We start from the raw sequence: 26939 nt of genomic DNA, 5'->3' as shown, positions 1-26939 counted from the left end.
GATCAGGCAGCCCATTCCCATGGCCGGGTGAATGCGCCCAGCACTTTGCTGACATCGTCCTCTGAGGAGCCGTTCGCGTCAAGCTGTGCAACAAGACCACGCTTTTTATCATCGAGCACCGAGACGACCCGCGCATCCACGCCCGCCTTTTCCAGCGCGCCATTATAGATGCGGGTGATCGCCTGTTTGCGCAGTTCAGGCTTGAACACCTTGCCCACGGCAGTTTTGGGCAATTCGTCCAGAATGGTCATATGCTTGGGCTGCGCGGCACGTTCGTGAACGTGAACGTCGCAGTATTCCATCAACTCCTGCTCGGTGACCGAGGCACCGTCAACCAGCTCGACAAAGGCGCAAGGCACCTCGCCTGCGTAGGCATCGGGCTGACCGATGGCCCCAGCGAAGGCGACCGCGTCGTGGCCCAGAAGGGCCTCTTCAATTTCAGCGGGATCGATGTTGTGTCCACCCCGGATGATCAGATCCTTGGCACGTCCGGTGATCCACAGATAGCCATCCTCATCGAACCGCCCCAGATCGCCCGTGCGCAGATATGAGTCAAAGTGGTAGAGGTCGACGTTCTTTTCCGCCTCGGTATAGGTATTGCCCGCATAAACGCCGGGATTGGAAACGCAAATTTCACCGATTTCGTTGGCCGCAGATTCCACTGGTCCATCCGGTCCGTCGGTCAATATTTTGACGTCCGTATAGGGGAACGGAATCCCGATCGAGCCGATCTTTTTCTCACCATCCACCGGGTTGCAAGACACAAGGCATGTCGCTTCGGTCAGGCCGTACCCTTCGACAATGGTGACACCTGTGGCCTCTTCAAATCTACGGAACAGCTCCACGGGCAAGGGGGCTGAGCCCGAGAACGCGGTTTTGACGGTTGAGATATCGGCATCCACGGGGCGCTGCATCTTGGCGGCAATCGCGGTAGGCACGGTGATGATGAACGTCACCTTCCAGCGCTCGATCAGCTTCCAGAAATTGTCAAAGACACCATCACCACGATAGCCCTGTGGTGTCGGGAAGATCACATGCGCGCCCGAAGATACCGCTGCCATCATGATCACGTGCACGGCGAACACATGGAACATCGGCAGCGGGCACATGACCACGTCCTCTTCCGAGAACAGCAGCGTGTCGCCCAGCCAACCGTTATAGATCAGGCCCGAGTACTTGTGCTGCGCCACTTTGGGCATGCCCGTTGTGCCGCCGGTATGGAAATAGCAGGCAACGCGGTCTTCTTTGCTGTCTTCAAATGTCAGCGTGGTTGGTTGCTTGGCCAGTTCAGCGTTGAAGCTTTTGTAATCCGCGTGAGCCAGATGTTCCTTGTCGCCCATTTTGGGACGCAGGAAAGGAACGATCCATGACTTGGGCGGCGTCAGATAGCGATTCAGGTCAATCTCAAGGATGGTGTTGACCTTGGGTGCATGGCGCACGGCCTCTTCCACTTTTTGCGCCACATCGGTCTTGGGGAAGGACTTGAGCGTAACAACCACCTTGGCACCGGTTTCCCGTAAAATGGCCGCAATCTGTTCAGGCTCCAGCAGCGGATTGATCGGGTTGACGATCCCCGCAACTGCGCCACCCATCATGGTGATCAGCGTTTCGTTGCAGTTGGGCAGGATATAAGCGACCACATCCTTTTCCCCGACGCCCAGCGACCGAAACAGGTTGGCGGCCTGATTGACCTTGCCCAGCAAGTCCGACCATGTCAGCGTCTCGGCCTTGTCCGTAGGGCCGGAAAACAGTTGGAAACTGACCGCGCTGCTATTCGGATACCGGGCCGCTGTACGAGACAGCATCTGGTGGAACGTGACCGGGATATCCCGATCCTCCCACGGCATTTCTTGTTCAAGTTTTACCTTGTCGTCGATCCCCTCAAAGGCCATGCGTCTCCTCCCTATTGTGCCGCACGCTTCGCGCGGATTATTCCACATTAGGATGGGTGCAAAACCGCGCTGGTTCAAGCAAGGGCTTAGTGGCACAGAGTCAGAAAAACAAAATGACGCTGCGGCGGTTAGGCCTTTCCCTCGCGTCAGCCTATTCAGCCGCGACCCCGTCTGTGAACTGAAGTCGCGCCAGACGTGCATATAGCCCATCTTGTGCTACCAGGTCGTCATGGGTGCCCTGTGCCACAATTTGGCCTGCCTCCATCACCACGATACGGTCGGCCTTTTTGACGGTTGCCAGACGGTGCGCCACGATCAGAGTGGTTCGTCCGGCGCGCATCTGATCCACGGCCCCCTGCACCGCGCGCTCACTTTCTGCATCCAGCGCCGAGGTCGCCTCGTCCAGCAGCAGAACCGGTGCATCGCGCAGGATGGCGCGCGCGATGGCGATGCGCTGTTTCTGACCGCCCGACAGCATCACCCCGCGCTCGCCGACAAAACTGTCATAGCCTTCTGGCAACGCCGAGATGAAATCATGCGCGGCAGCGGCGCGGGCGGCGGCCTCGACCTCGGCATCTGTTGCGTCCAGACGACCAAAGCGAATGTTCTCGCGGGCCGATGCGGCAAAGATCGTCGGGTCCTGCGGCACCAGCGCCATGTGGCGGCGGAATTCAGCCCGGTTCAGGTTGCGCAGGTCGACACCGTCCAGACTAACGCCACCAGCGTCTGGGTCATAAAACCGCTGGATCATCTGAATGACAGTCGTTTTGCCTGCGCCAGAAGGGCCAACAAAGGCAACTGTTTCGCCAGGACTTACGGTCAACGACATCTTGTCCAACGCAACAACATCGGGGCGCGCAGGATAACGGAAGGTTACGTTTTCAAACCTGATTTCGCCACGCACGGGTGCAGGCAGCGCTTTGGCCGCCGTTGGATCGTTCACCGTGTCTTGTGCATTCAGCAATTCAACCAGGCGTTCGGTCGCCCCCGCGGCGCGCTGAAGTTCGCTCCAGATCTCGGACAGGGCCGCGACCGAGCCTGCCATGATGATTGAATAGATCACGAATTGGATTAAAACGCCCTCGGTCATCACGCCATTACGGACGTCATTCGCCCCCATCCACAAAACGCCCACGATGCCGGAGAAGACCAGAAAAATCACGATCACCGTCAGCACCGCACGAGTCTGGATTCGGCGCAGAGAAACTTCGTACGAAGTTTCTGTCATCTCACCGAACTGAGCGCGGCTTGCCTGTTCGTGGGTAAACGCCTGAACGGTCTGAACCGCACTCAGTGCCTCGCCTGCATTGCCGGATGAGGCGGCGATCCAGTCCTGATTTTCGCGGCTGATGACCCGCAGGCGGCGACCCAGAACCAGAATCGGTACTACGACCAGCGGGATCAGCAGAAGGACCATCGCTGTCAGCTTGGCCGAGGTCAGCAACATCAGCACCAATCCGCCGACAAACATCAACATGTTGCGCAGTGCAATCGACACGGATGAACCCAGCACCGACTGGATCAACGTGGTGTCTGTGGTGATCCGGCTTAGAACTTCTCCGGTCATAATCCGTTCGTAGAATTCGGGGCTCATCCCGATGACGCGATCGAAGACGGCCTTGCGAATATCGGCCACCACGCGCTCACCCAGCCGCGTCACCAGCGCATAGCGGATGCCTGTACCGATGGCCAAAATTCCAGCAATGCCCAGCGCGGCCAGAAAATACCAATCCAGCAGCTCGCCATCTTCGATGCGGAAATTATCGACCACTCGGCGCACGGCCAGTGGCAGGGTCAGCGTCATACTGGCCGTGAGGATCAATGCCAGCGTCGCCCCGATCATCAACAGGCGGTACGGCTTCATGAAGGGCCAAAGAGAGGCCAGAACGCCTATTTTCCGGGATCGCGCGCGCTCTCCGCTAGCGCCGGGCGCAGCTTTTGCGGATGGACTGGCTGAGGCGTTTCTTGCCATGACTGGGCCCTACGTCGTGTTCAAACTTACTAATGCGCTTCTTGGCGGTCAGTGCAGGTGGGGTCAAGCTGCACGACAGAAATGCAGCCTCAAACGGGCCTTTTGACGCAGAATGTAAGGGCTGATTTGGAGCGGGCGGCGGGAATCGAACCCGCTTCATCAGCTTGGAAGGCTGAGGTAATAGCCAGTATACGACGCCCGCTCAGCGGAGGTCGGTTTAAGCGATGCGTCAGATGGCGTCAAGCGCCGTTCGGTGCCGGATTTCAAAATCATTCCTGGAAAATAATCTCCCGCCCGGTGCGGCAGAAAAAGGGCGCGACTGCCTACAGCCACGCGCACGTGTCGAGCGTTCCGCTGATGCGGATCATGCTGTCGCGGGTGATGGCAGCGCCCGGCATTCGCCCGATCAACTGTGCAGGATAGGTGGTGGCAGCGGCCAGCGCCGCAGGCAAAGGCACGCCCACTTGCGTGACCAGCACCCGGATGGCAGTCGTCAAATCCAGATCCGCGCCAGCCAGCGTCCCGTCTTCCAGCGTCAGCCGCCCGTCAGTGCGGGTGATCCTGCGCCCTTCCAGACGAAACTCGGATTGATCCGTTCCTGCAACCGCCATCGCGTCGCTGACCAGATAGATTTGCCCCGGTCCGGTTTTAGCCGCCCACGCCGCCCGCATGACCTGCGGGTGGACATGGATGCCATCAGCAATCAGCCCGGCCGAGAACCCACCATTTGACAGCGCCGCCCCGACCAGTCCGGGTTCGCGGTTGCCCAACTGGCTCATGGCGTTGAACAGATGGGTCACACAGCGCGCACCTGCGGCGGCATAGCGCTGACAGGTGGCGAAATCCGCATCAGTGTGCCCCAACGATACCAGTACACCCGCATCGGTTAGCGCGCGAACCTGCTGCTCTGACACCGATTCGGGCGCCACAGTCACTTTGAGACAGGGCAGATGACCCGCCGCCTCTATCAAGGCAGCGAGGTCTGCATCAGACATCGGACAGATCAAATCGCCATCATGCGCCCCTTTGCGTGCAACCGACAGGTGGGGCCCCTCCAGATGTAACCCGGCGACGCCCGGCACACCCTCATTGACGGCGTGAATGGCAGCATCAATCGCGGCACGGGTCTTATCGGCCGTATCCGTGATCAAAGTCGGCAGCAGCGCGGCGACCCCCATCCGGCGATGGGCCTGCGCGATGCGCCGGATCGTCTCCACCGAAGGGGCGTCATTCAGCATGACCCCATCGCCACCATTCACCTGCAAGTCCACATAACCGGGGCTGACGATGTCTCCGTTCAGATCGACATAGTCACCGGTCGCTATATCCGCATCGGACACAATCCTCCCGGTCGCATCGCCGTCAAAGACCAACGCATGATCATACAGCAACCGCTTACCATCAAAGATTTCCCCGTTTCGAAAGATCACCCTGTTCGTTGTCATACCGTCTCGGTCACTTTCTTGAGGTGGCGTGGCGCGTCAGGGTCGATTCCTCGCATACTGGCAACCGATTCGACCATGCTGTAGAAGGCGGTGATCGCCGTGATCGGATCGGTGATCCAGTGATCCGTGCGCTCGACCGGCAAAGACTGCGCTCGCGTGACCCGATCCGTCGTCGCAAAAACCACCGCGCCTTTTTCAGCCAAAGCATCAGCAGCCTGTGCGGTTGTCTCCTCCGCCGCATCCTGAGCAGCGAAAATGATTGCAGGGAACCCCTCTTCAACGATCGAGACGGGGCCGTGCAGCACTTCGGCGGCCGAATAGCTTTCAGCGTGAATCTGGCAGGTCTCCTTGATCTTTAACGCCGCCTCGCCCGACACCGCAAAGGACGGCCCCCGGCCCAGCGTAAACAGAGACCGACCCGTGATCGCAGACGCCGCTGCGGACCAGTCGCATCGGGCTGCGCGGTCCAATTGGGCGGGCAGAGCCCGGATAGCCGCCAGCAAGTCGGCATCCCCTTTGACCTCGGCCAGCATCCACAGACCCGCGACAAGCGAGGTTACGAAGGTCTTGGTCGCCGCAACGCTCAGTTCAGGACCGGCGTGCAGCGGCAGTACCGCATCAGCAGTTTCCGCCAGACGCGAGGTTGAATTGTTTGTGATCGCCAGTGTCACCGCGCCCGAAGACCGCAAGGACCGCGTCAACCCGACGATGTCAGGGCTTTGGCCGGACTGCGACACGGACACACAGACCGCCCCCCGCGCCATCAGATCGGCCCCGTAGATTGAACTGACCGACGGCCCGACCGAGGCCACAGGCAGACCAAGGAGCAACTCACTGGCATATTTCAGATAGCTGCACGCATGGTCCGACGACCCGCGCGCCACGGTGATCATAAACCGCGGATCGGCGTCGCGGACCAGCCCTGCGGCGTTTTGAATATTGGCCGCGCCACTGCCCAGCAGCCGGTCGACCGCATCGGGAATTTCCAGAATTTCCTGACGCATCTTGGATGTATGTTCGGACATCGGCCTTTGATCCTTCCGGTTATAGCCGTAGCTCGGCGACGAAATCATAGGCGTCACCGCGATAGAGCGAGCGGGTCAACTCTGCGACCCGACCGTTTTTGAGAAATGAGAGACGTTCGATATTCAGCCCCGCCGCCCCTTCAGGCACGTCCAGCAACTCGGCCTCGCGCGCTGCCAGATTAAGCGCCGAGATCTTCTGAACCGCCCGCACCGGACGATGACCCAACCCATCCAGCACCTCGTAGAGCGAGGTCGTCACCTCGATCGGGTTCGGCAGGATGTCCAAGGGCAAGGCCGCTTTTTCCAGCGCCAGCGGGCGGCCATCCGCCTCGCGCAGACGATAGATACGGGCGATCTGCGCGCCGTCCGACAGGTTCAGCGCGGCCACCTCGTGTGGTGTTGCGGCGAACACGCCACGTTCCAGCCATTTAGAGGTGGTCTGCATCCCCCGGCTCGACATATCTTCGGTGAATGATGTCAGATGGGTCAGCGATTGCTCGACCCGAGGCACGCGCTCGCGGATGAACGAACCCGACCCCTGACGCTGTTCGATCACGCCTTCTTGCACCAGCTCCTGGATTGCTTTGCGTACGGTGACGCGGGACAGGTCGGTGATTTCCACCAATTCCCGTTCTGACGGCAGCGACGCATTGGGGGCCAGCACACCGGTGTCGATCCCCTCTTGCAACCGACGGCGCAGCTGTACGTATCGAGGGCCGTTTTCGGGGCTTAGCCATGCATCGGCGCGCAGGAATTCAGCGATGCTCATCTGCCACCTCCTTTGCCAAAGCCAACGCACCTGCCAGCGGTTCCCCCTGCGGCGGACGGATTGCCTCTTGCATTTCGCCGGGCAGGTAGTCGGCGTAGTGCGGCGCAATTCCCCCGGTCAGACATAGCGTCAGACCGGGTTTCCAACCCAAACGGGCGGCCATATCCGTAAGGTAATCCGCACCTGTTTGCAGGACTTTCCGGGCAACGATATCTCCATCGACCGCCGCCGACGTAACCTGCGGTGCCAAGGTGCCAAACTCTCCCGGCGACGCTTGGCCTGCAAATGCAACAATGCCTGCGGTACCACCCAACCGATCAGACAGGGCCCGGGTCAGGCCCGAGCTTTCCTGAACCCCATCTGCAACATTCAACGCTTCGGCCAAGGCGCGACGTCCGACCCATTGGGCCGAGGCCTCATCTCCAAGGACTGACCCCCATCCCCCAGCAAACCGCATGCGACCACGAGTCTGGAGCGCAAGGAATGAGCCCGTGCCGCAATGCGCGACAAGGCCGTCTGTCGCGCCCAAGGCCCCTCGGACGGCGGCCGGCCGATCATCTTCCACCCGGGCATTCGTCAAATTCAGAACAGCCTGCAAGCGCCCAGCTACCGCATCCCCAGTCACTCCGGCCAAGCCTACGAAAGCGGGCCAATCGAACAGGTCGGCGGCGGGCCGTCCGAGACGTTCGGCCAAACGCGCGACGCCCGTCCTGATCTGGTCGGCACCACCCTCAAAATCGGTTGAGACATTGGCCGCACCTGTTTCGACCGCATGGACTTCACCATCCACATCGCAGGCAACCCGGCATCGGGTTCCACCGCCATCAACGGCCAAAACTGCGTGGTTTTCAGACTCACTCATGACAATACCATTATAATACCTTTTGCCATCAGAAAAGATCAAACCTGCGATGATCAGGGATTTTAGAGAGATTTATGCGAAAAAATCCTTCATCTCGGTCGCAATAAGAAAGTTATGGACAGGTGGTATTAGATAGGTATTGTAAAGGAACTGTAAGGGGGATTCTCTTGACGCTGCCGTCGACTGAACAACTGCACACTGATGCCGCACGACTTGACCCGAGCGATCTGGCAGGCTCCGCCCGCGCCTTGGCCGCCGGTCAAATCGCTGCGGCGCAGGCGGTTGAGGGGGCCGTCGACAGCATCGCGCAGGCTGCACTGGCAATGGCAGAGACTTTGCGTACGGACGGGGTGCTGCACTATGTGGCGGCGGGCTCGTCAGGATTGATGGCCGCCGCAGATGCGCAAGAGCTGGGCGGCACGTTTTCGATCTCACCCGCGCGGCTGCGCATTCACATGGCAGGAGGCCTGCCCACCGGAGTTGAAATGCCCGGCGCAGCAGAAGACGCGGATGCGGGCCTTGCCGACGCGTTGCAAGACTTGCGCCCGCAAGACACTGTCATCGCTGTGTCGGCCAGTGGATCGACACCCTACACCCTAATCGCCAGCACCATCGCGCAGTCCAAAGGTGCCAAGGTGATCGGCATCGCCAACAATGCAGGCAGCCCCCTGCTGCTGAATGCGGACATCCCGATCCTGCTGGCCACGCCGCCGGAGTTGATCTCGGGCTCGACCCGCATGGGGGCTGGTACGGCGCAGAAGATAGCCCTGAACATGCTGTCATCCCTTATGGCGCTAGAGTTGGGGCATGTGCATGGCGGCATGATGGTCAACCTGCGCGCCGACAATGACAAGTTGCGCGCCCGCGCCGCAGGGATCGTAGCGCGTATTGCAAATGTAGACACCGCTGCCGCGCAATCCGCGCTGGACACAGCCAAGGGTGAGGTCAAACCAGCGATCCTGATCGCGGCGCTCGGCCTGTCATTGCCCGAGGCCATGACCCACCTGGGCAACTCGGGCGGAAACCTCAGCACCGTTCTTACAACAGATAACAACCGCTAACCAACTTGGAGACTGAAATGAAACACAAAAGCCTGAAACTGGCCCTGCTGGGCACAACCTTGGTGGCAACATCGGCCTTGGCCGAAGACGTGACGATCACCATCGAAAGCTGGCGCAACGATGACCTGACCCTGTGGCAGGAAAAAATCATCCCCGCATTCGAAGCGGCCAACCCGGGCATCAAGGTCAAGTTCACACCGTCTGCACCCGCAGAATACAACGCTATTCTGAACGCCAAGCTGGAGGCCGGTTCCGCAGGCGACTTGATTACCTGCCGCCCCTTCGACACATCACTGCTGTTGTTTGAAGATGGTCGTCTGGCAGACTTGAGCGACCTTGGAGCAATGGAAAACTTCTCGGATGTTGCGAAATCTGCATGGCAAACTGATGATGGCTCGGCCACTTTCTGCGTCCCAATGGCGTCCGTGATTCACGGTTTCATCTATAACAAGGATGCCTTTAACGAATTGGGCATAGACGTTCCTGCCACCGAAGCTGAATTCTTTGCCGCGCTCGACAAGATCAAAGAAGATGGCACTTATATCCCGATGGCGATGGGCACCAACGACCAGTGGGAAGCGGCCACAATGGGCTACCAGAATATCGGACCCAACTACTGGAAGGGCGAAGAAGGCCGTCTGGCGCTGATCTCGGGCGAACAATCGCTTACCGACCCGGAGTGGGTCGAACCCTATGAGACGATTGCGCGCTGGAAAGATTATCTAGGTGACGGGTTCGAAGCCCAGACCTACCCGGACAGTCAGAACGTCTTTACCCTAGGCCGCGCCGCCATCTACCCGGCCGGATCGTGGGAGATTTCGGGTTTCAACTCGCTGGCAGATTTCGAAATGGGCGCATTCAAGCCGCCGGTCCGCAATGCCGGTGATGAGTGCTATATTTCGGACCACACCGATATCGCGATGGGCCTGAACGCCGCGTCCGAGAATGCCGAAGCTGCGCGCACCTTCCTTGACTGGATGGGTACTTCCGAGTTCGCGACAATCTACGCGAACGCCCTGCCCGGCTTCTTCTCGCTGTCCAGCCATGACATTGCGATGGAAGACCCTCTGGCGCAGGAGTTCGTAAGCTGGCGGAACGAGTGTGGCTCGACCATCCGCTCGACCTATCAGATCTTGTCGCGCGGCACACCGAACCTTGAAAACGAAACCTGGAACGCTTCGGCGCAGGTCGTCAAAGGTGCAGAAACCCCGGCTGAAGCTGGTGCTCGCCTGCAGGAAGGCCTCGCCTCCTGGTACGCACCGCACCAGTAAACTGACCCATACTCGGGCGGCTCATCCCGCCCGAGTACCCCCTGACACCCCTTTGAAAGCTGACCCATGCACCGCCCCCGCTTCCGCTGGCATATCGTCGTGTTTCTGGCCCCAGCCGTGCTGGTTTATACGGCGGTGATGATCTTCCCGCTGTTCAACACGCTGCGGCTGGCGCTCTATTCCGAGGTGGATCAAAGCCGCGTGTTCGTGGGCTTGCAGAACTTTCAAACGCTGTTTTTCGATCCCATCTGGTCCGAGCAGTTCTGGAACGCTTTGGGCAACAACTTCTGGTTCTTCCTGATCCATATGCTTGTGCAGAACCCCATCGGGATCGCACTGGCGGCCTTGCTCAGCCACCCGCGCCTGCGGTTCTCGGCGCTCTATCGATCCGCCATTTTCATCCCGACGATCCTGAGCTTCGTGATCGTTGGCTTTGCATGGAAACTGATCCTGTCCCCCATCTGGGGCATCGCGCCCTCGATGCTGGATGCTGTCGGCCTGAAATCCCTGTTCGCGCCGTGGCTGGGGAAAGAGGAATATGCGCTCACCACGCTGGCGCTGATCTCGGTCTGGCAATTTGTGGGCATCCCGATGATGCTGATCTATGCCGCCCTGCTGACCATCCCCGAGGAAATCCTTGAGGCCGGAGAGATCGACGGCATAACCGGGGCCTCGGCCTTCTGGAAGATCAAACTGCCGCTGATCCTGCCCTCGATCGGGATCATCTCGATCCTGACCTTTGTGGGCAACTTCAACGCGTTCGACCTGATCTATGCCGCCCAAGGCGCTCTGGCCGGGCCGGATTTCTCAACCGATATTCTGGGCACCTTCATGTACCGCACCTTCTTTGGCTTCCAGCTGCAGTTGGGCGACCCGCATATGGGATCGGCCATTGCCGGGGCCATGTTCGCGATCATCCTTGTGGGCGTTTGCATCTACCTTTTTGGCATCCAGACCCGGATGCGTCGGTATCAACTGTGAGGGTCCCGCGATGAACAAAGCACGCCATAACCCGCTGAATACCGCCGCGATGCACGGGGCGCTGATCCTTTACACGCTGATCGCCCTGTTCCCGGTTTTTGTGATCATCATCAACAGCTTCAAATCCCGCCGCGCGATCTTCCGCGAGCCGCTGGCGCTGCCGAATGCCGACAGTTTTTCCATGATCGGATATGAGACGGTAATGAAGCAGGGGGATTTCTTCCTCTACTTCCAGAACTCGATGATCGTCACCGTCGCGTCGCTGTTTTTCATCCTGCTGTTCGGGGCCATGGCGGCCTATGCGCTGTCGGAATATCAGTTCAAGGGCAACCTGCTGATGGGGCTGTATTTGGCGCTGGGGATCATGATCCCGATCCGCATCGGCACTGTGGCGATCCTTGAGATGATGGTGGCCACCGGGCTGGTAAATACGCTTTGGGCGCTGATCCTGGTTTACACGGCGCAGGGACTGCCGCTGGCGGTGTTCATCCTGTCCGAGTTCATGCGGCAGGTCAGCGATGATCTGAAAAATGCGGGCCGCATCGACGGGTTGTCGGAATACACGATCTTTTTCCGGCTGGTTCTGCCGTTGGTCCGGCCCGCGATGGCGACCGTTGCGGTGTTCAACATGATCCCGATCTGGAATGACCTGTGGTTCCCGCTGATCCTTGCCCCGGCTGAGGAAACCAAGACGCTTACGCTGGGCAGTCAGGTCTTTATCGGACAGTTCGTCACCGACTGGAACGCCGTTCTGTCGGCACTGTCGATGGCGATCCTGCCGGTGCTTGTTCTCTATGTCATCTTCTCGCGCCAACTGATCCGCGGCATCACTTCGGGAGCTGTCAAATGACCAAAGTTCTGATCGCTGGCCTTGGCAATATGGGTCTCAGCCACGCGCTGGCTCATCACAACCACGCGGACGCGCAGATCGTGGGGCTGGTGAACCGCTCGGGTCACGTGGATCACCCCGAGCTGGGCCAATACCCCGCCTATTCGGATTTCCACACCGCGCTGGCCGAGACTAATCCCGATCTGGTGATCATCGCCACCTATTCTGACAGTCACGCCGATTTCGCCTGCGCCGCAATGGAGGCTGGCGCGCATGTGTTTGTCGAAAAGCCGCTGGCCACCAACGTGGCCGATGCACGGCGCGTGGTCGAAACCGCTACCCGCCTGAACCGCAAACTGGTGGTCGGCTATATCCTGCGCCATCACCCCTCGTGGATGCGCCTGATTGCCGAGGCGCGCGATCTGGGCGGACCGTATGTGTTCCGCCTGAACCTGAACCAGCAATCCTCAGGCGCTGAGTGGGAGACACATAAGGCACTGATGCAGACCACCTCGCCCATCGTGGATTGTGGTGTGCATTATGTGGATGTGATGTGCCAGATCACCGATGCACAGCCCGTCCGCGTGCATGGCATGGGCCTGCGCCTGTCCGATGAGATCGCCGAGCACATGTATAACTACGGCCAGTTTCAGGTGATTTTTGAGGACGGCTCGGTCGGCTGGTACGAGGCCGGATGGGGCCCGATGATGTCCGAAACCGCATTTTTCGTGAAAGATATCGTCTCGCCCAACGGCTCGGTCTCGATCACCGACGGCAACAAAGGCGCGTCGGCGGATATCGATGGCCACACCAAGGTTGGTGGTCTACTGATCCACACGCCGGGCGGTGACCGTACGGTTGAGATGCCCGATGAGCCCGGCCATCAGGAGCTTTGTGACGCCGAGCAGGCGTATATGCTGCGCGCCATCGCAGACGATATCGACCTGACGCGCCACATGAATGACGCCGTCCAATCCCTTGCCATTTGTCTGGCCGCTGATGAAAGCATCCTCACCGGCCAGCCCGTTTCCCTACAGGAATCCGCATCATGACCGCTTTGACCCTGACCAACGTGAACAAGTCCTTTGGCGAGGTACATGTCCTGAAAGACATCTCGCTTGAGGTGGAAGAAGGTGAGTTTGTCGTCTTCGTCGGCCCCTCGGGCTGTGGCAAATCCACCCTGCTGCGCGTGATCGCAGGGTTGGAGGATGCGTCCTCGGGGGAGATCAATATCGACGGCCAGACCGTCAATCTGGTGCCGCCGTCAAAGCGCGGGATCGCGATGGTTTTTCAAAGTTATGCGCTCTATCCCCATCTGAACGTGCGCGGGAACATGACACTGGCGCTGAAACAAGAGAAGCAGCCCAAAGCGGTGATCGAGGAGCGCGTCGCCAGCGCCAGCCGGATGCTGAACCTTGAGGAATATCTGGACCGCTATCCATCTGAGCTGTCCGGCGGTCAGCGCCAACGCGTCGCCATCGGGCGGGCTATCGTGCGTGAGCCGAAACTGTTTCTGTTTGACGAGCCGCTTTCGAACCTCGACGCGGCGCTGCGGATGAACACGCGGATTGAGATTGCGAACCTGCACCGGGCACTGGATGCCTCGATGATCTATGTCACCCACGACCAGACCGAGGCGATGACACTGGCCGACAAGATCGTAGTTCTGCGCGATGGCCGGGTGGAACAGATCGGCTCACCGATGGAGCTGTATAACAACCCCGCCAACCAGTTTGTTGCGGGATTCCTTGGATCTCCTTCGATGAACTTCCTGCCCGAAAGCCTGCTGGATCAGGGGTCAGACACCCTTGGTATTCGCCCCGAAGACCTGTTCCTGTCTGACGACGGCCCACTGTCAGCGCAGGTCAGCCATGTCGAAAAGCTGGGCGGTGATACCAACGTCATTGCGACTATTCAGAACCATTCGGTGACGGCGCGCTTGTTCGGGCAACACGCAATATCCGAAGGCCAAGACCTGCGCCTTGGGTTCGCGCCCGAAAAAGCGTATCGGTTCAATGCTGATGGGCAGCGGCTGCGTTAACCCTATCACGGCGATGTGATCAATCCGCTTTGATGACTGAAAGCCCTGCTTGCGTCTCGCAGACAGGGCTTTGGCGCGTTTCAGCGCATCAAAAATGAGTCTATTTTCAGGTCGAAATACAGCGGCTTTAATGGCGCTGTTAAGAACCTGTCACAAAGACCTCTTAAATGCCGTTCATCAACTTTCATTTTAGCCAGGAGCCATCCATGAAAGACGTCGACAACACCACACTTTCCGCAGACGACTGGGACGAGCTACACTTCCCCCGCCCCGAGGAAAACGACTTTGACCGCGTGGTCGAAAGCGCCATTTCCCGCCGTGGTTTTCTGGCCGGTGTGGTGGCCTTTGGATCGGGCGCTGCCGCAATGGGCACAGGTCTGCTCAGCTCGACCTCGGCACAGGCCGCTGACGCGTCGCGCTTTGCCTTTACCCCGATCGCAGCCCAGACCGACGGCACCGTTCACGTCCCCGAAGGGTACGAATGGAAAGTCATGATGCGCTGGGGCGATCCGCTGTTCTCGGATGCCGACGGCTATGACATCGCCGATGGTGGTTCGGTCGAAAAATCCGACCGTATCTTTGGTGAGAACACTGACGGGATGGAAACCTTTTCGTTCCAGGGTCATGAACTGATCGCGATCAACCACGAATACCCCAACCGCAAGATCAACCTGCCGGCCGCTGCGGAAGGTGTTCCGGCAAACGCAGGTGATGTTCTGAAGCTGCAGAACATCCAAGGCGTGACAGTCATGGAAATCACCGAAGGCCCTGACGGCTGGTCGGTTGTCAAAGACAGCCCCTTCAACCGCCGTATTCATCATAACACTCCGATGAAAATCGTTGGCCCCGCAGCCGGTCATGACCTGCTGAAAACCGAGGCTGATCCGACCGGCACCACCTCGTTGGGCACCATGAACAACTGTGGTGCGGGCAAGACGCCCTGGGGCACCTATCTGACCTGCGAAGAGAACTTCAATGGCTACTTCGGCTCGTCGGATGAGAATGCATCCTATGACCAGAAGGTCTCGGACGGTATGGCGCGCTACGGTATCAAGGCCGAAAGCTGGAACGGTTACGAGTTCTTTGACCCGCGCTTTGACACCTCGAAGAACCCCAACGAGCCGCATCGCGCAGGCTGGATCGTCGAGATTGACCCAACCAAGCCTGACAGCACCCCTGTCAAACACACTGGTCTGGGTCGTTTCAAGCACGAAAACGCCGAAGTCACCCTGGCTGCCGACGGTCGCGTGGTTGTCTACATGGGCGACGATGAACGTGGTGAATACCTGTACAAGTTCGTCTCGAACGGCACCTATCAGCCCGGTGGTGAAACCGAGAGCCTGCTGAACGACGGCACGCTTTATGTCGCCAAGTTCAACGATGACATGAAGGGTGAATGGCTGGCTCTGACCCCGGAAACCACCGGAATGGACGATGCCGAGATTCGCATCTTTACCCGAATGGCGGCTTCCAAAGCGGGCGGCACCACCATGGATCGCCCTGAATGGGTCGCGTCCAGCCCGGTGGCGGTCGAAGCTTATTGCTGCCTGACCAATAACAAGAACCGCGGCGTCAAGCCAAACGCCGGCGGTGATGATACCTCGGTCAACGCGGCCAACCCGCGTGAGGCCAACAAGTACGGTCAGATCGTGCGCTGGCGTCCGGCCAATGACGACCACGCCGCCCAAGCGTTCGATTGGGACCTGTACGTCATGGCGGGCAACCCGACTGTGCATTCCGACGACCGCGCCGGTTCGTCCAATGTGAACGAGGGCAACCTGTTCAACTCGCCCGACGGTATGGTGATCGATTCGACCGGTCTGATCTGGATCCAGACAGACGGGAATGACGACAACGAGGAAGATTTCGCAGGCAACGGCAACAACCAGATGCTGGTTGGTGATCCCGTGACCGGTGAGATTGCACGCTTCATGACTGGCCCGAACGGCTGTGAGGTGACCGGTCTGGCGTGGTCCACAGACCTGCGGACCATGTTTGTCGGCATCCAGCACCCCGGCAGCAACTGGCCCGACGGCGGCACGCCGCGCTCGTCGGTCATTGCGATCAAACGCGCCGACAACGGTCTTGTCGGCTAAGTCCCAAGATCGAAAACCCCCGGCCTGTTTGGTCGGGGGTTTTGTATTTCAGATGTCTTGTCCTTGTGGTGCCAACGGCCCTCCGGGGTCCATCAAGTGGCGTTCAGAGAGCCACGGGTTCAGCTCCAGCGCCTGTTCCAAAGCCTCGCGAGCTTCGTCGATCCGCCCAAGCCCTAACAAAGTCAGTGCACGCCCACTGATTGCTGCCACATGATTGGGCGACAGTTCGATTGCCCGATCCAGATCCGGCAGAGCGGCCTGATAATCCCGGCCCAGAAAATAGGCGAAGGCGCGCTGGTTATACCCTTCGGCATAAGATGGGCAGTAATCTATCAGCGAGTTGAAGTCTTCGATTGCGCCCAGCAGATCGCTTTGACTACGACGTGTCATCCCCCTGTCCAGCGCGACTTGTGCCTTGCTATCCGGTGCATCTGTCCAAAACTCCCAAAGCTTGCCCGACAAAACCTGCGCGGCGCGCTCGGTCTCGGCCTGTTGAATTTGAGAGATAATCCCGGCCACCCCGTCCGAGTGATCCGGAGCGGCGGGACAGTCCTGTGCATGGGCAGCGATGGTGCCTGCGACCAGCAGGACAAAGGCTGACGTGATGTGTTTCATGTGTCTATGGTGACGCGCAGACAGGCTGCGTCAACCCTTGGGCCCGTTCAAGTCTTCGTCACACGCCTCACCATCATGCCTTGTGCGGCGTAAACGTGCCTTGACCTTGCCCGCCCGAAAGCCCAGCGTCGCGCCATGTTTCCAATCCGTGACCATAACCCCTCGGGGCGCACCCCATATGTCGTCTATCTGTTGATGGCCGCGAACATTCTGATTTTCCTCAGCTATGTGGGTATCATGGATGATGCGCGGTTGCTCAACCGGCTTTATTTCGACTACGCTGTCATCCCGGCCCGGATCGAAGACGGGGTCGCGTATGAGACGCTGTTCACCTCAATGTTCCTTCACGGCGGCTGGATGCATCTGGCAGGGAACATGCTGTTCCTTTGGATATTCGGCGACAATCTGGAAGACGAGATGGGCCACCTGCTCTTTTTGCTTTTCTATACGATGGCCGGTATCGGAGCAGGCCTGATCCACGTCTTGACGGCCCCGGGATCAGTGGTGCCGACCATCGGGGCCTCTGGTGCAATCGCCGGGGTCATGGGGGGATACCTGTTGATGTTCCCCAAGGCCCGCGTGGATATTCTGCTGATCCTGATCGTCTATGTGCGGGTTTTCACCATCCCGGCCTTCGTCATGCTGGGTGTCTGGCTGGGGATGCAATTCCTGGGCAGCCTTGCCAGCAACCCGGACGAAGGCGGCGTTGCCTATTGGGCTCATACCGGCGGGTTCTTTGTCGGTCTGCTCCTGTGCATCCCGCTTTGGGCGCGGCGGGGCGGTAAGCGGTATTGGAACCGAACGCATGGCCATCCGCCGCACCCCGAGCATACATACAAACTGTCACAATCCCGCATCCCCCGTATCCCGCGCCGATAGATGCGTATCATTGCATAACGTCGGGGGCCTTGATCGCCTGTGGTGCCGACAACAAAAAAGCGCGCCTCAGGCAGGGCGCGCTTGTTCGTCTCAGGGTTCGTTAAATCAGCCCCGGATCACCTTCGAGAACTGGTCGAAGATCGGCTCATTCGAACAGATTACCTCGCCATCTTCCAAGACGCTACCTTCGGGGTTCAGAGCCTGCACAAAGCCACCGGCTTCTTTCACGATGATGACACCGGCCGCCACGTCCCACGCGTTCAGGCGGCGCTCCCAGAAACCCTCGTAACGGCCTGCAGCCACATAGGCCATATCCAGCGCTGCCGCGCCCCAGCGGCGCACGCCTGCGCAGGTGGGCATGATCCGCGCCAGATCCTGAAGGGTAGCAGGCAAATCAGAACGTCCGCCAAAGGGCAAACCTGTCGAGAAAATGGATTCAATCATGCGGTGACGACCCGAAACACGAATGCGGGTGTCGTTCATCCACGCGCCCTCACCTTTTTCGGCAAAGAACATCTCATCCTTGGCGGGGTCATAGATCACGCCGGCAACGATCTTGCCCTTGTGTTCCAGGGCGATGGAAATCGCCCAATGGGGCAGCCCGTGCAGGAAGTTGGTGGTGCCGTCCAGCGGGTCAACGATCCAGCGCCGCGTTGGGTCTTCACCCGCCTGCCCGCCGCCTTCTTCACCCAGCCAGCCATAGGTCGGGCGGGCACCCAGCAGTTCCTCTTTCAGGATATTCTCAGCAGCAATATCGGCTTTGGAGACAAAGTCACCCGCGCCTTTCATCGAGACTTGCAGGTTCTCGACTTCACGAAAGTCCTTGACCAGAGACCGCCCCGCCTTGCGCGCGGCTTTGATCATGATGTTGAGGTTTGCACTGCCTACCATTGTCCCACGGCTCCTGTTCGGTCAAACCGCGCGTATACTGATGCAATGCGCCCTTGCCAAGAGGCTTGATGCGCATAGCAGACCCGCGTTTCGCGCCTATTGCGATTGCAGCTTGCGCGCCTCGGTTCCGGCAAGGTCGATCAATTCCTGCACATAGGGTTTTTCAAGGTCCTCAGCCCGCACTGCCGCATACAAGCTACGGGTGATCCCATCCTTGGTCAGCGGGCGGGTCACATAGTCTGAATTGTACTTCACTTCCCTCACCACCCAGTCTGGCAGCACCGAAATCCCCCGGTTCGAGGCGACCAGCAACAGGATAACCGCCGTCAGTTCCACCTGCCGGATCGCGGCCGGTTCGACCCGCGCGGGGATCAGCAACTGGCTGAACACATCCAAACGCGTGCGTTCGACCGGATAGGTGATCAGGGTCTGGCCGCGAAAATCCTCGGCCTCGATGAACTCCTTCTGCGCCAATGGATGGGCCGAGGCCGCAACGAACACCGCGTCATAGTCGAAAAGCTTGATGAACTCGACCCCCGGCAGGTCCTCGGGGTCGGACGATACAACCAAATCGACCTCTTCTTTTTGCAAGGCCGGCAAGGCATCAAAGGCCAGACCGGGGCGGATATCGACATCCACATCGCCCCAGGATTTGCGGAAGGACTCCAGCACCGGGAAAAGCCATTCGAAACAGGCGTGGCACTCGATGGCGATATGCATTCGACCAGTGCGCCCATCGCGCAGCGAGGTGAACTCCTGCTGCGTCGCTTCGACCTGCGGCAGAATCTGTTCGGCCAGCCGCAACAGGCGCAGCCCCGCCGCAGACAGTTTCATCGGTTTGGAGCGGCGCAGGAACAATTCCACGCCGGCCTGATCCTCAAGACCTTTGATCTGATGGCTCAGCGCCGACTGAGTGATATTCAACTGATCCGCCGCGCGGGCCAACCCGCCGCACTCATGAATCGCCTTGATTGTGCGCAGGTGCCGAAATTCGATATGCATTCAATGGAACTCATGTTGTTCTTGAGGAATATGAGTTTGTCTCACAATGCGTCACATGGCACAAGACCCACAACTGGAATATGCGAGGCCATGATGACCCAACCTGAGATTTCATTCGAGTTCTTCCCGCCCCAAACGCTCGAAGCTTCGTTCCGCCTTTGGGATACGGTTCAAACGCTCGCCCCACTTGAGCCCCGATTCGTCTCGGTCACCTACGGCGCAGGCGGCACAACACGTGAGCTGACTCGCGACGCGGTCGCCACCTTGCACAAATCATCCGGCCTGCCGGTTGCCGCGCACCTGACCTGTGTGGATGCCACGCGCGAAGAAACCCTGAAAATCGCCGATTCCTTTGCAAAAGCAGGCGTGCGGGACATCGTGGCCTTGCGCGGCGATCCCCCCAAAGGACAGGAAAAGTTCGTGCCTCACCCGGAAGGTTTTGCCAATTCGGTTGGGCTAATCAAGGCACTGGCTGACACTGGAAACTTCAACATCCGCGTGGGTGCCTATCCCGACATCCACCCCGAGGCCCAATGCGCCCGTACGGACATTGACTGGCTGAAAGCCAAGCTGGACGCGGGAGCCGACGAGGCGCTGACGCAGTTCTTTTTCGAGGCCGAGACGTTCTTTCGCTTCCGCGATGCGTGCGCCAAGGCGGGCATCGACAAGCCCATCGTGCCGGGCATCCTGCCCATCGAGAACTGGAAGGGCGCGCGCAGTTTTGCCAAACGCTGCGGCACACGTATCCCCGCGTGGGTTGAACAGGCTTTTGACAAGGCGATCCGCGACGACCGCGAAGACTTGCTGGCAACCGCACTGTGCACCGAGCTCTGCTCGGATTTGATCGAGGGCGGTGTGGACAAGCTGCATTTCTACACGCTGAATCGCCCCGAATTGACCCGCGACGTTTGTTTCGCCTTGGGCATTACGCCTAAAGCCGATCTGCAAAACGTGGCCTGAGCGAAAAGTCGGCTCTCACAAGCATATACACCAGAACAATCCCGCAGTGCATGGCGGGATTGTTCTACGTTTAGCCTCAAAAAATCATCAAATTTGACAAAAATGCGGCCATCCCAACACTAAGAGCACGTTGTTGTTTAACGAGTGTTTTGGGTATGGAAGCTGTTGAAAAGATGAAGGCCCGCGCTGCGGCGTTGGCCGCCCTTGGCCTAGATCAGACCGCCGGTTCTGAGGATATCAGACAAGCGTGGCGCAACATTGCGTTCAATGTGCATTCTGATCGAACCAGGGGCGACAGCTCGGAATTTACCCGTGCGAAAGAAGCCTATGACCTGTTGCGGCTGGAAGGTTTGGTCAGCAAGGGCGCGCAGCCCGGCAAACCACGACGTCCGAAATTGCGCAAGCGGGTCATCTCGCTGGATATTACCGATATCGATGCCTGCCGGACGCTTTTGAACAAAGCGCTTCCGCGAGGTGCCAGCGGCGCGGACGAGACTTGCACCGCTGACTCGATTGCCGATTCCGATCACATCCCCGAGGCGGTCGGCTTTCATGGCCGTAACCTGACCTATTTCGTGTCCTCGCCCGTTCGGCAGGGGCAAAACCGGGTGGCTTTGCCCACTTCGGTTCTAGCTGGTGCACGCCGTACCGAAACCGAAGTGCTGAGCTTTCAGGCTAAGGAAACCGGCGGTGGAGAGGTTGTCGTTCCAGATACAATCCGCGATCGCAAATTCCCCGGCGCCAAAAGCGTGCGTATCCGCTTTGATGCAAGTAAGCAGATACGAGACGAATTCTGCCTGGCAAGCTGATCAAAACTTAAAAAAGCCCGGCAAATGACAGCCGGGCTTTTCTGTGAGTGGACCCTTAGTTCGAGATCGGGCCTTTCGAAGTGAATTTCGGAATGACTGCAGTCGATGCTTTCGCAGGCTCGATCCCCGGCCAGTTGCCTTCGGCCAGGTTGATGTTGCCCGGAATGTCTTCTTCAAAGAACCCAACAACTACATCGGTGATGTTCAGGTACAGCTTGTCATCAACGATGCGCCACAGGTTCGGGTTTGCCGGAACCTTACCGCCGCGCGAAACACCATAGGCACAGTGCCCGTCATATTCCGGTGCGTAATAGGCGGGGTTTTCCAGAAACTTGTCGCGGTTCTCTTCAGTCGAGAACGCCCATGTCGCACCGTTATATTCTGCGGTGATGTCGGAACGGCCACGCACACCTTCTGGCTGGGACTGACCAACCGGGGCCTGATCCAGGCTGCGGTAGGCCACGACATCGTAACCCGACACAGCGAATCCGGTACCGTCTACATACTGGTCCCCAGCAAATGCGGGAACAGCGAAAGCCAGCGTTGCAGCAACGGTTAGGGCAAATCGTTTCATATAGGTCGTCCTTTTGTCCTCAGGTTTAAGGGGCACCCGTGTTCCGGGTCTGCTCAGACAATAGGTGATTCCAGCCGACAGAGCAGTCCTGCTCGCGGGCCTGTGACGTCGAATGAAGAAACGTGAGACTATTCCTGCCGAATGTTACAGAAAGAAGCAAACAACCGGGGTTGGACTCGGCGCTTTGCAATATTAGCTGTTGTGACGGACGGACAATTCACCCCAGATTTGCTGAGAAAGGCAAGAGATGAGCGAGCAATCGACCTATACCCCCCCGAAGGTCTGGACATGGGACAGTCAGAATGGCGGGCAGTTTGCCAATATCAACCGCCCCATCGCCGGTGCGACCCACGACAAGGATCTACCCATTGGCCGCCATCCCTTGCAGCTGTATTCGCTGGCCACGCCAAACGGCGTGAAGGTCACGGTGCTGCTGGAAGAATTGCTGGCACTGGGTCATGAAGGTGCCGAATATAATGCGTGGCTGATCAATATCGGCGAAGGCGATCAGTTCGGGTCCGGCTTTGTCGACGCCAACCCGAACTCGAAAATCCCTGCGCTGTGGGACCGATCCGGCGACAAGCCAGTGCGCGTCTTCGAAAGCGCCTCGATCCTGTTCCATCTGGCCGAAAAATTTGACGCCTTCCTGCCGAATTCAGGACCTGAGCGGACCGAAGTGATGAACTGGGTGTTCTGGCAGATGGGCAGCGCGCCCTATCTGGGCGGCGGGTTTGGCCATTTCTACGCCTATGCGCCCGAGAAGTTCGAATACCCGATCAACCGCTTTACAATGGAAACCAAGCGTCAGCTTGATGTTCTGGACAAGCAATTGGCGGAAAACACCTATATCGCTGGCGAAGATTATACCATTGCCGACATGGCCATCTGGCCCTGGTACGGACAGTTGGTCCTAGGGCGCCTTTATGATGCGGCCGAATTCCTGGACGTCGAGTCTTATGGAAATGTCATGCGTTGGGCCAAAGCGATCGAAGCTCGCCCAGCCGTTCTGCGCGGACGCATGGTGAACCGCCCGTTTGGCGAAAAGCACTTGCAGCTTCATGAGCGCCACGAAGCCAGCGACTTTGAAACCCGCACGCAGGACAAGCTAGAAGCTGCTGCGGAATAAACCCGTCGGGCCTCGCCGGGATCTGGTGAGGCCCGATTTATCTGAGGATCGGCGGGGTTTCCGGGTCACTGCCCGGCGCGGTCCGCTGGACCTCGGGCGTTGTCGGCTGCGGTAAATCGAACCTCAGCCCCACCCGCGCCAGAGCGGACGCGGCGGTGTCGTGGGCTGCAAAAAAACCAACATCCATTGCGCCCGCCTCGATCCCTGAAAAAGTCAGCGCCTCGGACGCGGCTTTGGCCAAAGCCGCTTCGGCCCCATCAATTGCGCCGACAAAGCCCAGAAGGTGGCCGGTACCCCCCTCAGATGTCTTGGTACCGACCAGATAGGCGGATTGCGCGAGACCCACCGCCGTTGCCAGCTTGGCGTCCAAAGCGGTCAGCAGTTCATCAGGCAAACCAACAGGGGGCAGGAATTCCGACAAGTGCTGCTGCACCTCTTCCGGCGCGTGCTGCAAGGTGGTCGCCAACCAGCCCAGCGCCTCGGACGGGATCAGCATCGAGGACGGTGCGACCTCAAGATTCAGGCCCAATCCGATGCCCTGCCCGGCCAACATATTCGACAACACCCGCCCTGACAGGGCGACATAGGGAACAGGGCGTTCTGCAAAGCGCGCCAAACGATCCTCGCGGTCGAACGCCAGAACAAAGCGGCCATCGGCTACCTCAAAGAGCTCGGGCGAGATGTTTTCATCGCGCGCCTCTTCCGTCAGCAACAGGAACAGCTCGCTATCCGCTAAACGTTCAAAGAACCGCAACCGCGCGGCATCGTCCTGCGGCGCGGCCTCCATCGCGGAATGGGCCGTGTCCAGAGCGGTCATGTCAGTCATTCAGAACCTCGTACACCCGCGCGCGCAGGACCGGCAGAAGGTCGGCCTCGAACCACGGGTTTTTCTTCATCCATGCCGTATTCCGCCATGACGGATGAGGCAAGGAAAAGACGCGCGGCGCATGGTCCTGCCAGTTGCGTACCGTCTCGGTCACGGACCCGCGCGCCTTGAGGTGGTATTTATGCGCATGCCCCCCGACCAACACAGTCAGCGGCACATCACCCAGCGTCTGCATCACCTTGTCATGCCACGTCTGCCCGCAGATCGGTGGCGGCGGCAGATCGGCCTTGCGCGCGTCATAGCCCGGAAAGCAAAAGGCCATCGGCACGATCGAGACACGAGCGCGGTCATAAAACACCTCTTCCCCGATCCCCAACCAGTCGCGCAGACGATCCCCCGAGGGGTCCGTAAACGGACGGCCCGAGGCATGAACCCGCGCGCCCGGCGCCTGCCCTGCGATCAGGATCGGGGTACCTTGCCGAAACCAGACGACCGGGCGTGGTTCATGCGCCGTTTCGGTTGCGGCAAACCTGTCGGCGCAGATTCTGCAGGCGGCGATGTCTTTTTCGAGGGAATTCATCAGATCGCAAGGTTTCCTGAAGCACATTGGTTGACACCTGGCAACAAAGATAGTCACCGCAGTGGCGAGAACCAACAGATGGAAAAGTCACAATAACAACAGCCTGCGGCAGCGCGGATTGATCATCATGTGCAAAACTGGACATAATGCCGCCAACATGGCCGGACATGAGTCATGAGATCACGCCGTCCGGCTGCGGCAAGAATAAGCAGACAGGCCCAAAATGCTTGAGTTCGAGAATGTCAGTAAGTCCTTTTGGACCGGGACACGCCGCAAGGTAATCCTGGACCGGGTCTCGTTCCGGGTCGAACTTGGCACCTCAATCGGCATTCTCGCCCCGAACGGGACGGGCAAAACCACGTTGATCAACATGATGGCGGGGTTGGAAAAGCCGGACGAAGGCGTCATCCGCAAATCCTGCCGGGTGTCCTTTCCAATGGGGTTTACGGGTGGCGTGGCCAACAAACTGTCGGCACTGGAAAACGCGCGTTATATCGCCAAGATCTATGGTATGGACCCCGACTATGTCGAAGCCTATTGCAAGTGGCTATGTGGTCTGGGCGAGTATTTCGATCAACCGATGGCGACCTATTCCTCGGGGATGCGGGGGCGGTTTACTTTTGCGCTGATGCTGGCGCTGGACTTCGACATGTACCTGATTGACGAGGGCATGCCCGCCACGACGGATGTCGAATTTAACAGAAAAGCAGGGGATATCCTGCAAGAAAGGCTTCGGACGACGACATTGGTGATCGTGTCGCACAACCCGACCGTGTTAGAAAAATTTGCACAGCAGGCCGCTGTCCTTGTCGATGGGCAACTGCATGTGTTCGACTCCTTGGAAGAGGCAAAACAACTGTATGACTACCAAACCCAAGGCTAGAATATACAACTGGCGACGCAAACGTCAGGGTCCGGCAGATGCCGAGGCCCGCGCCGACGCGATCTCACGCATTCGCAAAGCGACGCAACCACCCGAGGCGGCCAATGATGCACAGACCTCTGAGCTGGAAAAGATCAAGGCTGAGGGGCTAACCGGTCGGCAGCTTCGCATTGCGCGAAAGCTGGCGCAGAAAAACGGGATCGAGGCGGACTCGGATTATGATGCTGTGCGCTTGTTGCGCAAAAAGGGTATCGACCCATTCGAACGCAGCAGTCTGCTGGACCTTGCCGCCGAGAAAAAGCGTGTCGAAGATGAAACCAAAGACAAGGTGACGATCCAACTGCCTCAGCCCTTTCTGCAATCGCCCGAAACTCTGCCCGGCCCCGAGATGAGCCCCGCGGAACGGCGCAACTATGAGATCGGGCAAATTCAGAAGGACATCGCGCGCCGCCGCAGACGCAAACTGTTTGCTCTGTTTGCGCGTTTGGCAGTGTTTGTATTGCTGCCGACGCTTGTGGTCGGGACTTATTTCTATCGCTTTGCAACGCCGATGTATGCCAGCGATTCGGCCTTCTCCATACTTCAAGCGGATGGCGGCGGAGCCTCATTCGGAGGTTTCTTGGCGGGCACCCAATACGCAACCGCGCAGGATTCGGTTGCCACGCAGGAATTTCTGGAATCCAAGGACGCTCTGCTACGGCTTGAGCGCGATATGGGATTTTCCGAGATATTCAAACAGGACTGGATTGATCCGATCCAGCGTCTGTCGCCCGACGCAAGTCTGGAAGAGACCCACAAGCTGTACATGCGGATGATCACCATCGGCTATGACCCCAGCGACGGCATCATCCGCATGGAGGTCGCCGCGCCCACACCTGATATCGCAGTCGCGATCTCGGACAGGTTGCTGTCCTATGCCGAAGACACCATCAACGGACTGTCCGAACTGAAACGCGAAGACCAGATGCGCGACGCCGTGGCCAGTTTCGAACTGGCGCAGGAGGCACGCAACAAAGCGCAGGAAGCCCTGATCGAAGCGCAGCTGCAAGGCGCTCTGCTAGACCCAGAAAACGTGCTTGCCGGCCTACGCGGCCGAATAAACACGCTTGAGGCGCAATTGCAGGATAAAGAACTGCAACTGGCTTCGCTTTTAGACAATCTGCGGCCCAATCAGGCCAAAGTGGACGGTGTACGCGCCGAAATTGCGCGCTTCGAAGAAGTGCTGGAGGAGCTGAACGCCGAGATGTTGGATGTCTCGGCTGGCGAAAACTCGCTGGTGCGTCTGACCTTGCGAATCCAGACTGCGCAGGCTGATCTGGCCGCACGGGACATGATGCTGCAAGCAGCCATGCAGCAAATGGAAACCACCCGGACCGAGGCCAACCGCAAGGTGCGGTATTTGACCGTCTCAGTGAACCCGGTTCCCAGCCAGGATCCGACCTATCCGAGGAAATTCGAAAATACGATTTTGGCATTCCTGTTGTTTGCTGGTATCTACCTGTTGATCTCGCTTACCGCGTCGGTCCTTCGTGAACAGGTATCCTCGTAAG

Annotated in this window: 25 protein-coding genes and 1 tRNA gene; 13 read left to right on the top strand and 13 right to left on the bottom strand. The window is 58.9% G+C overall.

Annotation, left to right across the window (positions count from 1 at the left end):
* Nucleotides 1-2 precede the first annotated feature (2 nt).
* From ACR0DB_RS04860 to ACR0DB_RS04830, 7 genes are all read right to left on the bottom strand, one after another.
* Nucleotides 3-1892, bottom strand: a complete 1890-nt coding sequence (locus tag ACR0DB_RS04860; protein ID WP_480549295.1) for an acyl-CoA synthetase — start codon at nt 1890-1892, stop codon at nt 3-5.
* A 151-nt stretch (nt 1893-2043) separates the two neighbouring features.
* Nucleotides 2044-3864 (bottom strand): ABC transporter transmembrane domain-containing protein, encoded by a 1821-nt coding sequence (locus tag ACR0DB_RS04855; protein ID WP_480549293.1) that lies wholly within the window; start codon nt 3862-3864, stop codon nt 2044-2046.
* Between the two features lie 127 nt (nt 3865-3991).
* Nucleotides 3992-4066: transfer RNA gene (locus ACR0DB_RS04850), tRNA-Gly, on the bottom strand.
* Nucleotides 4067-4187: 121 nt separating this feature from the next.
* The gene (gene nagA / locus ACR0DB_RS04845) at nt 4188-5309 is read right to left on the bottom strand and encodes an N-acetylglucosamine-6-phosphate deacetylase (RefSeq protein ID WP_480549291.1); all 1122 of its coding nucleotides are present in this window, start codon (nt 5307-5309) and stop codon (nt 4188-4190) included.
* Nucleotides 5306-6334 (bottom strand): SIS domain-containing protein, encoded by a 1029-nt coding sequence (locus tag ACR0DB_RS04840; protein ID WP_480549289.1) that lies wholly within the window; start codon nt 6332-6334, stop codon nt 5306-5308. The genes nagA and ACR0DB_RS04840 overlap by 4 nt, the downstream gene beginning before the upstream one ends.
* A 19-nt stretch (nt 6335-6353) precedes the next feature.
* Nucleotides 6354-7103 (bottom strand): GntR family transcriptional regulator, encoded by a 750-nt coding sequence (locus tag ACR0DB_RS04835; RefSeq protein ID WP_170769091.1) that lies wholly within the window; start codon nt 7101-7103, stop codon nt 6354-6356.
* Nucleotides 7090-7965 carry a glucosamine kinase nucleotide-binding domain-containing protein gene (locus ACR0DB_RS04830; RefSeq protein WP_170769090.1) on the bottom strand — a complete coding sequence of 292 codons (876 nt, stop codon included), beginning with the start codon at nt 7963-7965 and terminating at the stop codon, nt 7090-7092. The genes ACR0DB_RS04835 and ACR0DB_RS04830 overlap by 14 nt, the downstream gene beginning before the upstream one ends.
* A gap of 167 nt (nt 7966-8132) precedes the next feature.
* Here ACR0DB_RS04830 and ACR0DB_RS04825 point away from each other — a divergent pair, with 167 nt between their 5' ends.
* The 7 genes from ACR0DB_RS04825 to ACR0DB_RS04795 all read left to right on the top strand — a co-directional run bounded on the left by ACR0DB_RS04825 (nt 8133) and on the right by ACR0DB_RS04795 (nt 16244).
* Nucleotides 8133-9026 carry an N-acetylmuramic acid 6-phosphate etherase gene (locus ACR0DB_RS04825; RefSeq protein WP_480549287.1) on the top strand — a complete coding sequence of 298 codons (894 nt, stop codon included), beginning with the start codon at nt 8133-8135 and terminating at the stop codon, nt 9024-9026.
* Between the two features lie 17 nt (nt 9027-9043).
* Nucleotides 9044-10297: an ABC transporter substrate-binding protein gene (locus ACR0DB_RS04820; protein WP_480549285.1), complete on the top strand. Its 1254-nt coding sequence runs from the start codon at nt 9044-9046 to the stop codon at nt 10295-10297.
* A 66-nt stretch (nt 10298-10363) separates the two neighbouring features.
* Nucleotides 10364-11278 carry a carbohydrate ABC transporter permease gene (locus tag ACR0DB_RS04815; RefSeq protein WP_480549283.1) on the top strand — a complete coding sequence of 305 codons (915 nt, stop codon included), beginning with the start codon at nt 10364-10366 and terminating at the stop codon, nt 11276-11278.
* A gap of 10 nt (nt 11279-11288) precedes the next feature.
* Complete coding sequence (locus ACR0DB_RS04810; RefSeq protein ID WP_170352414.1) at nt 11289-12128, top strand: carbohydrate ABC transporter permease; 840 nt, start codon at nt 11289-11291, stop codon at nt 12126-12128.
* Nucleotides 12125-13159: a Gfo/Idh/MocA family protein gene (locus tag ACR0DB_RS04805; protein ID WP_480549281.1), complete on the top strand. Its 1035-nt coding sequence runs from the start codon at nt 12125-12127 to the stop codon at nt 13157-13159. The genes ACR0DB_RS04810 and ACR0DB_RS04805 overlap by 4 nt, the downstream gene beginning before the upstream one ends.
* Nucleotides 13156-14148 carry an ABC transporter ATP-binding protein gene (locus ACR0DB_RS04800; protein ID WP_480549279.1) on the top strand — a complete coding sequence of 331 codons (993 nt, stop codon included), beginning with the start codon at nt 13156-13158 and terminating at the stop codon, nt 14146-14148. Before ACR0DB_RS04805 ends, ACR0DB_RS04800 begins: the two co-directional genes overlap by 4 nt.
* A gap of 206 nt (nt 14149-14354) precedes the next feature.
* Nucleotides 14355-16244 (top strand): PhoX family protein, encoded by a 1890-nt coding sequence (locus ACR0DB_RS04795; RefSeq protein WP_480549278.1) that lies wholly within the window; start codon nt 14355-14357, stop codon nt 16242-16244.
* A 48-nt stretch (nt 16245-16292) separates the two neighbouring features.
* Here the strand turns inward: ACR0DB_RS04795 and ACR0DB_RS04790 are convergent, their stop codons facing one another.
* A complete protein-coding gene (locus tag ACR0DB_RS04790; protein WP_480549276.1) occupies nt 16293-16859 on the bottom strand; it encodes a tetratricopeptide repeat protein in 567 nt (188 codons plus the stop codon).
* A 135-nt stretch (nt 16860-16994) separates the two neighbouring features.
* Here ACR0DB_RS04790 and ACR0DB_RS04785 point away from each other — a divergent pair, with 135 nt between their 5' ends.
* On the top strand, nt 16995-17738 hold the full coding sequence (locus ACR0DB_RS04785) for a rhomboid family intramembrane serine protease (RefSeq protein WP_170769083.1): 744 nt from the start codon (nt 16995-16997) through the stop codon (nt 17736-17738).
* A gap of 105 nt (nt 17739-17843) precedes the next feature.
* Here the strand turns inward: ACR0DB_RS04785 and ACR0DB_RS04780 are convergent, their stop codons facing one another.
* Nucleotides 17844-18629 (bottom strand): inositol monophosphatase family protein, encoded by a 786-nt coding sequence (locus ACR0DB_RS04780; protein ID WP_170769082.1) that lies wholly within the window; start codon nt 18627-18629, stop codon nt 17844-17846.
* Between the two features lie 96 nt (nt 18630-18725).
* Nucleotides 18726-19631, bottom strand: a complete 906-nt coding sequence (locus tag ACR0DB_RS04775; RefSeq protein WP_170769081.1) for a LysR family transcriptional regulator — start codon at nt 19629-19631, stop codon at nt 18726-18728.
* A gap of 93 nt (nt 19632-19724) precedes the next feature.
* On the opposite strand from ACR0DB_RS04775, the gene metF reads away from it, so the two are divergent.
* Nucleotides 19725-20591 carry a methylenetetrahydrofolate reductase [NAD(P)H] gene (metF, locus tag ACR0DB_RS04770; RefSeq protein ID WP_480549273.1) on the top strand — a complete coding sequence of 289 codons (867 nt, stop codon included), beginning with the start codon at nt 19725-19727 and terminating at the stop codon, nt 20589-20591.
* Between the two features lie 155 nt (nt 20592-20746).
* On the top strand, nt 20747-21400 hold the full coding sequence (locus tag ACR0DB_RS04765; protein ID WP_480549271.1) for a J domain-containing protein: 654 nt from the start codon (nt 20747-20749) through the stop codon (nt 21398-21400).
* A gap of 55 nt (nt 21401-21455) precedes the next feature.
* On the opposite strand, the gene ACR0DB_RS04760 is transcribed toward ACR0DB_RS04765, so the two are convergent.
* A complete protein-coding gene (locus ACR0DB_RS04760) occupies nt 21456-21974 on the bottom strand; it encodes a YHS domain-containing (seleno)protein (RefSeq protein ID WP_170783904.1) in 519 nt (172 codons plus the stop codon).
* Nucleotides 21975-22221: 247 nt separating this feature from the next.
* On the opposite strand from ACR0DB_RS04760, the gene yghU reads away from it, so the two are divergent.
* Nucleotides 22222-23100, top strand: coding sequence for a glutathione-dependent disulfide-bond oxidoreductase (gene yghU, locus ACR0DB_RS04755; protein WP_480549269.1), 879 nt, complete (start codon nt 22222-22224; stop codon nt 23098-23100).
* A 37-nt stretch (nt 23101-23137) separates the two neighbouring features.
* Here the strand turns inward: yghU and ACR0DB_RS04750 are convergent, their stop codons facing one another.
* Both ACR0DB_RS04750 and ACR0DB_RS04745 read right to left on the bottom strand, forming a co-directional pair.
* Nucleotides 23138-23926, bottom strand: coding sequence for an SseB family protein (locus ACR0DB_RS04750; protein WP_480549267.1), 789 nt, complete (start codon nt 23924-23926; stop codon nt 23138-23140).
* Nucleotides 23919-24506 carry a uracil-DNA glycosylase family protein gene (locus ACR0DB_RS04745; RefSeq protein ID WP_480549265.1) on the bottom strand — a complete coding sequence of 196 codons (588 nt, stop codon included), beginning with the start codon at nt 24504-24506 and terminating at the stop codon, nt 23919-23921. Before ACR0DB_RS04745 ends, ACR0DB_RS04750 begins: the two co-directional genes overlap by 8 nt.
* Before the next feature lie 223 nt (nt 24507-24729).
* Here ACR0DB_RS04745 and ACR0DB_RS04740 point away from each other — a divergent pair, with 223 nt between their 5' ends.
* On the top strand, nt 24730-25389 hold the full coding sequence (locus ACR0DB_RS04740; RefSeq protein WP_170769075.1) for an ABC transporter ATP-binding protein: 660 nt from the start codon (nt 24730-24732) through the stop codon (nt 25387-25389).
* Nucleotides 25367-26938: a KpsE/RkpR family capsule polysaccharide export protein gene (locus ACR0DB_RS04735; protein ID WP_480549263.1), complete on the top strand. Its 1572-nt coding sequence runs from the start codon at nt 25367-25369 to the stop codon at nt 26936-26938. Before ACR0DB_RS04740 ends, ACR0DB_RS04735 begins: the two co-directional genes overlap by 23 nt.
* Nucleotide 26939: the final 1 nt, after the last annotated feature.

This window comes from Ruegeria sp. AB6, assembly GCF_056542685.1.
The sequence above is the reverse complement of the archived record's forward strand: the minus strand, read 5'-3'. Positions and strand labels throughout refer to the sequence as shown.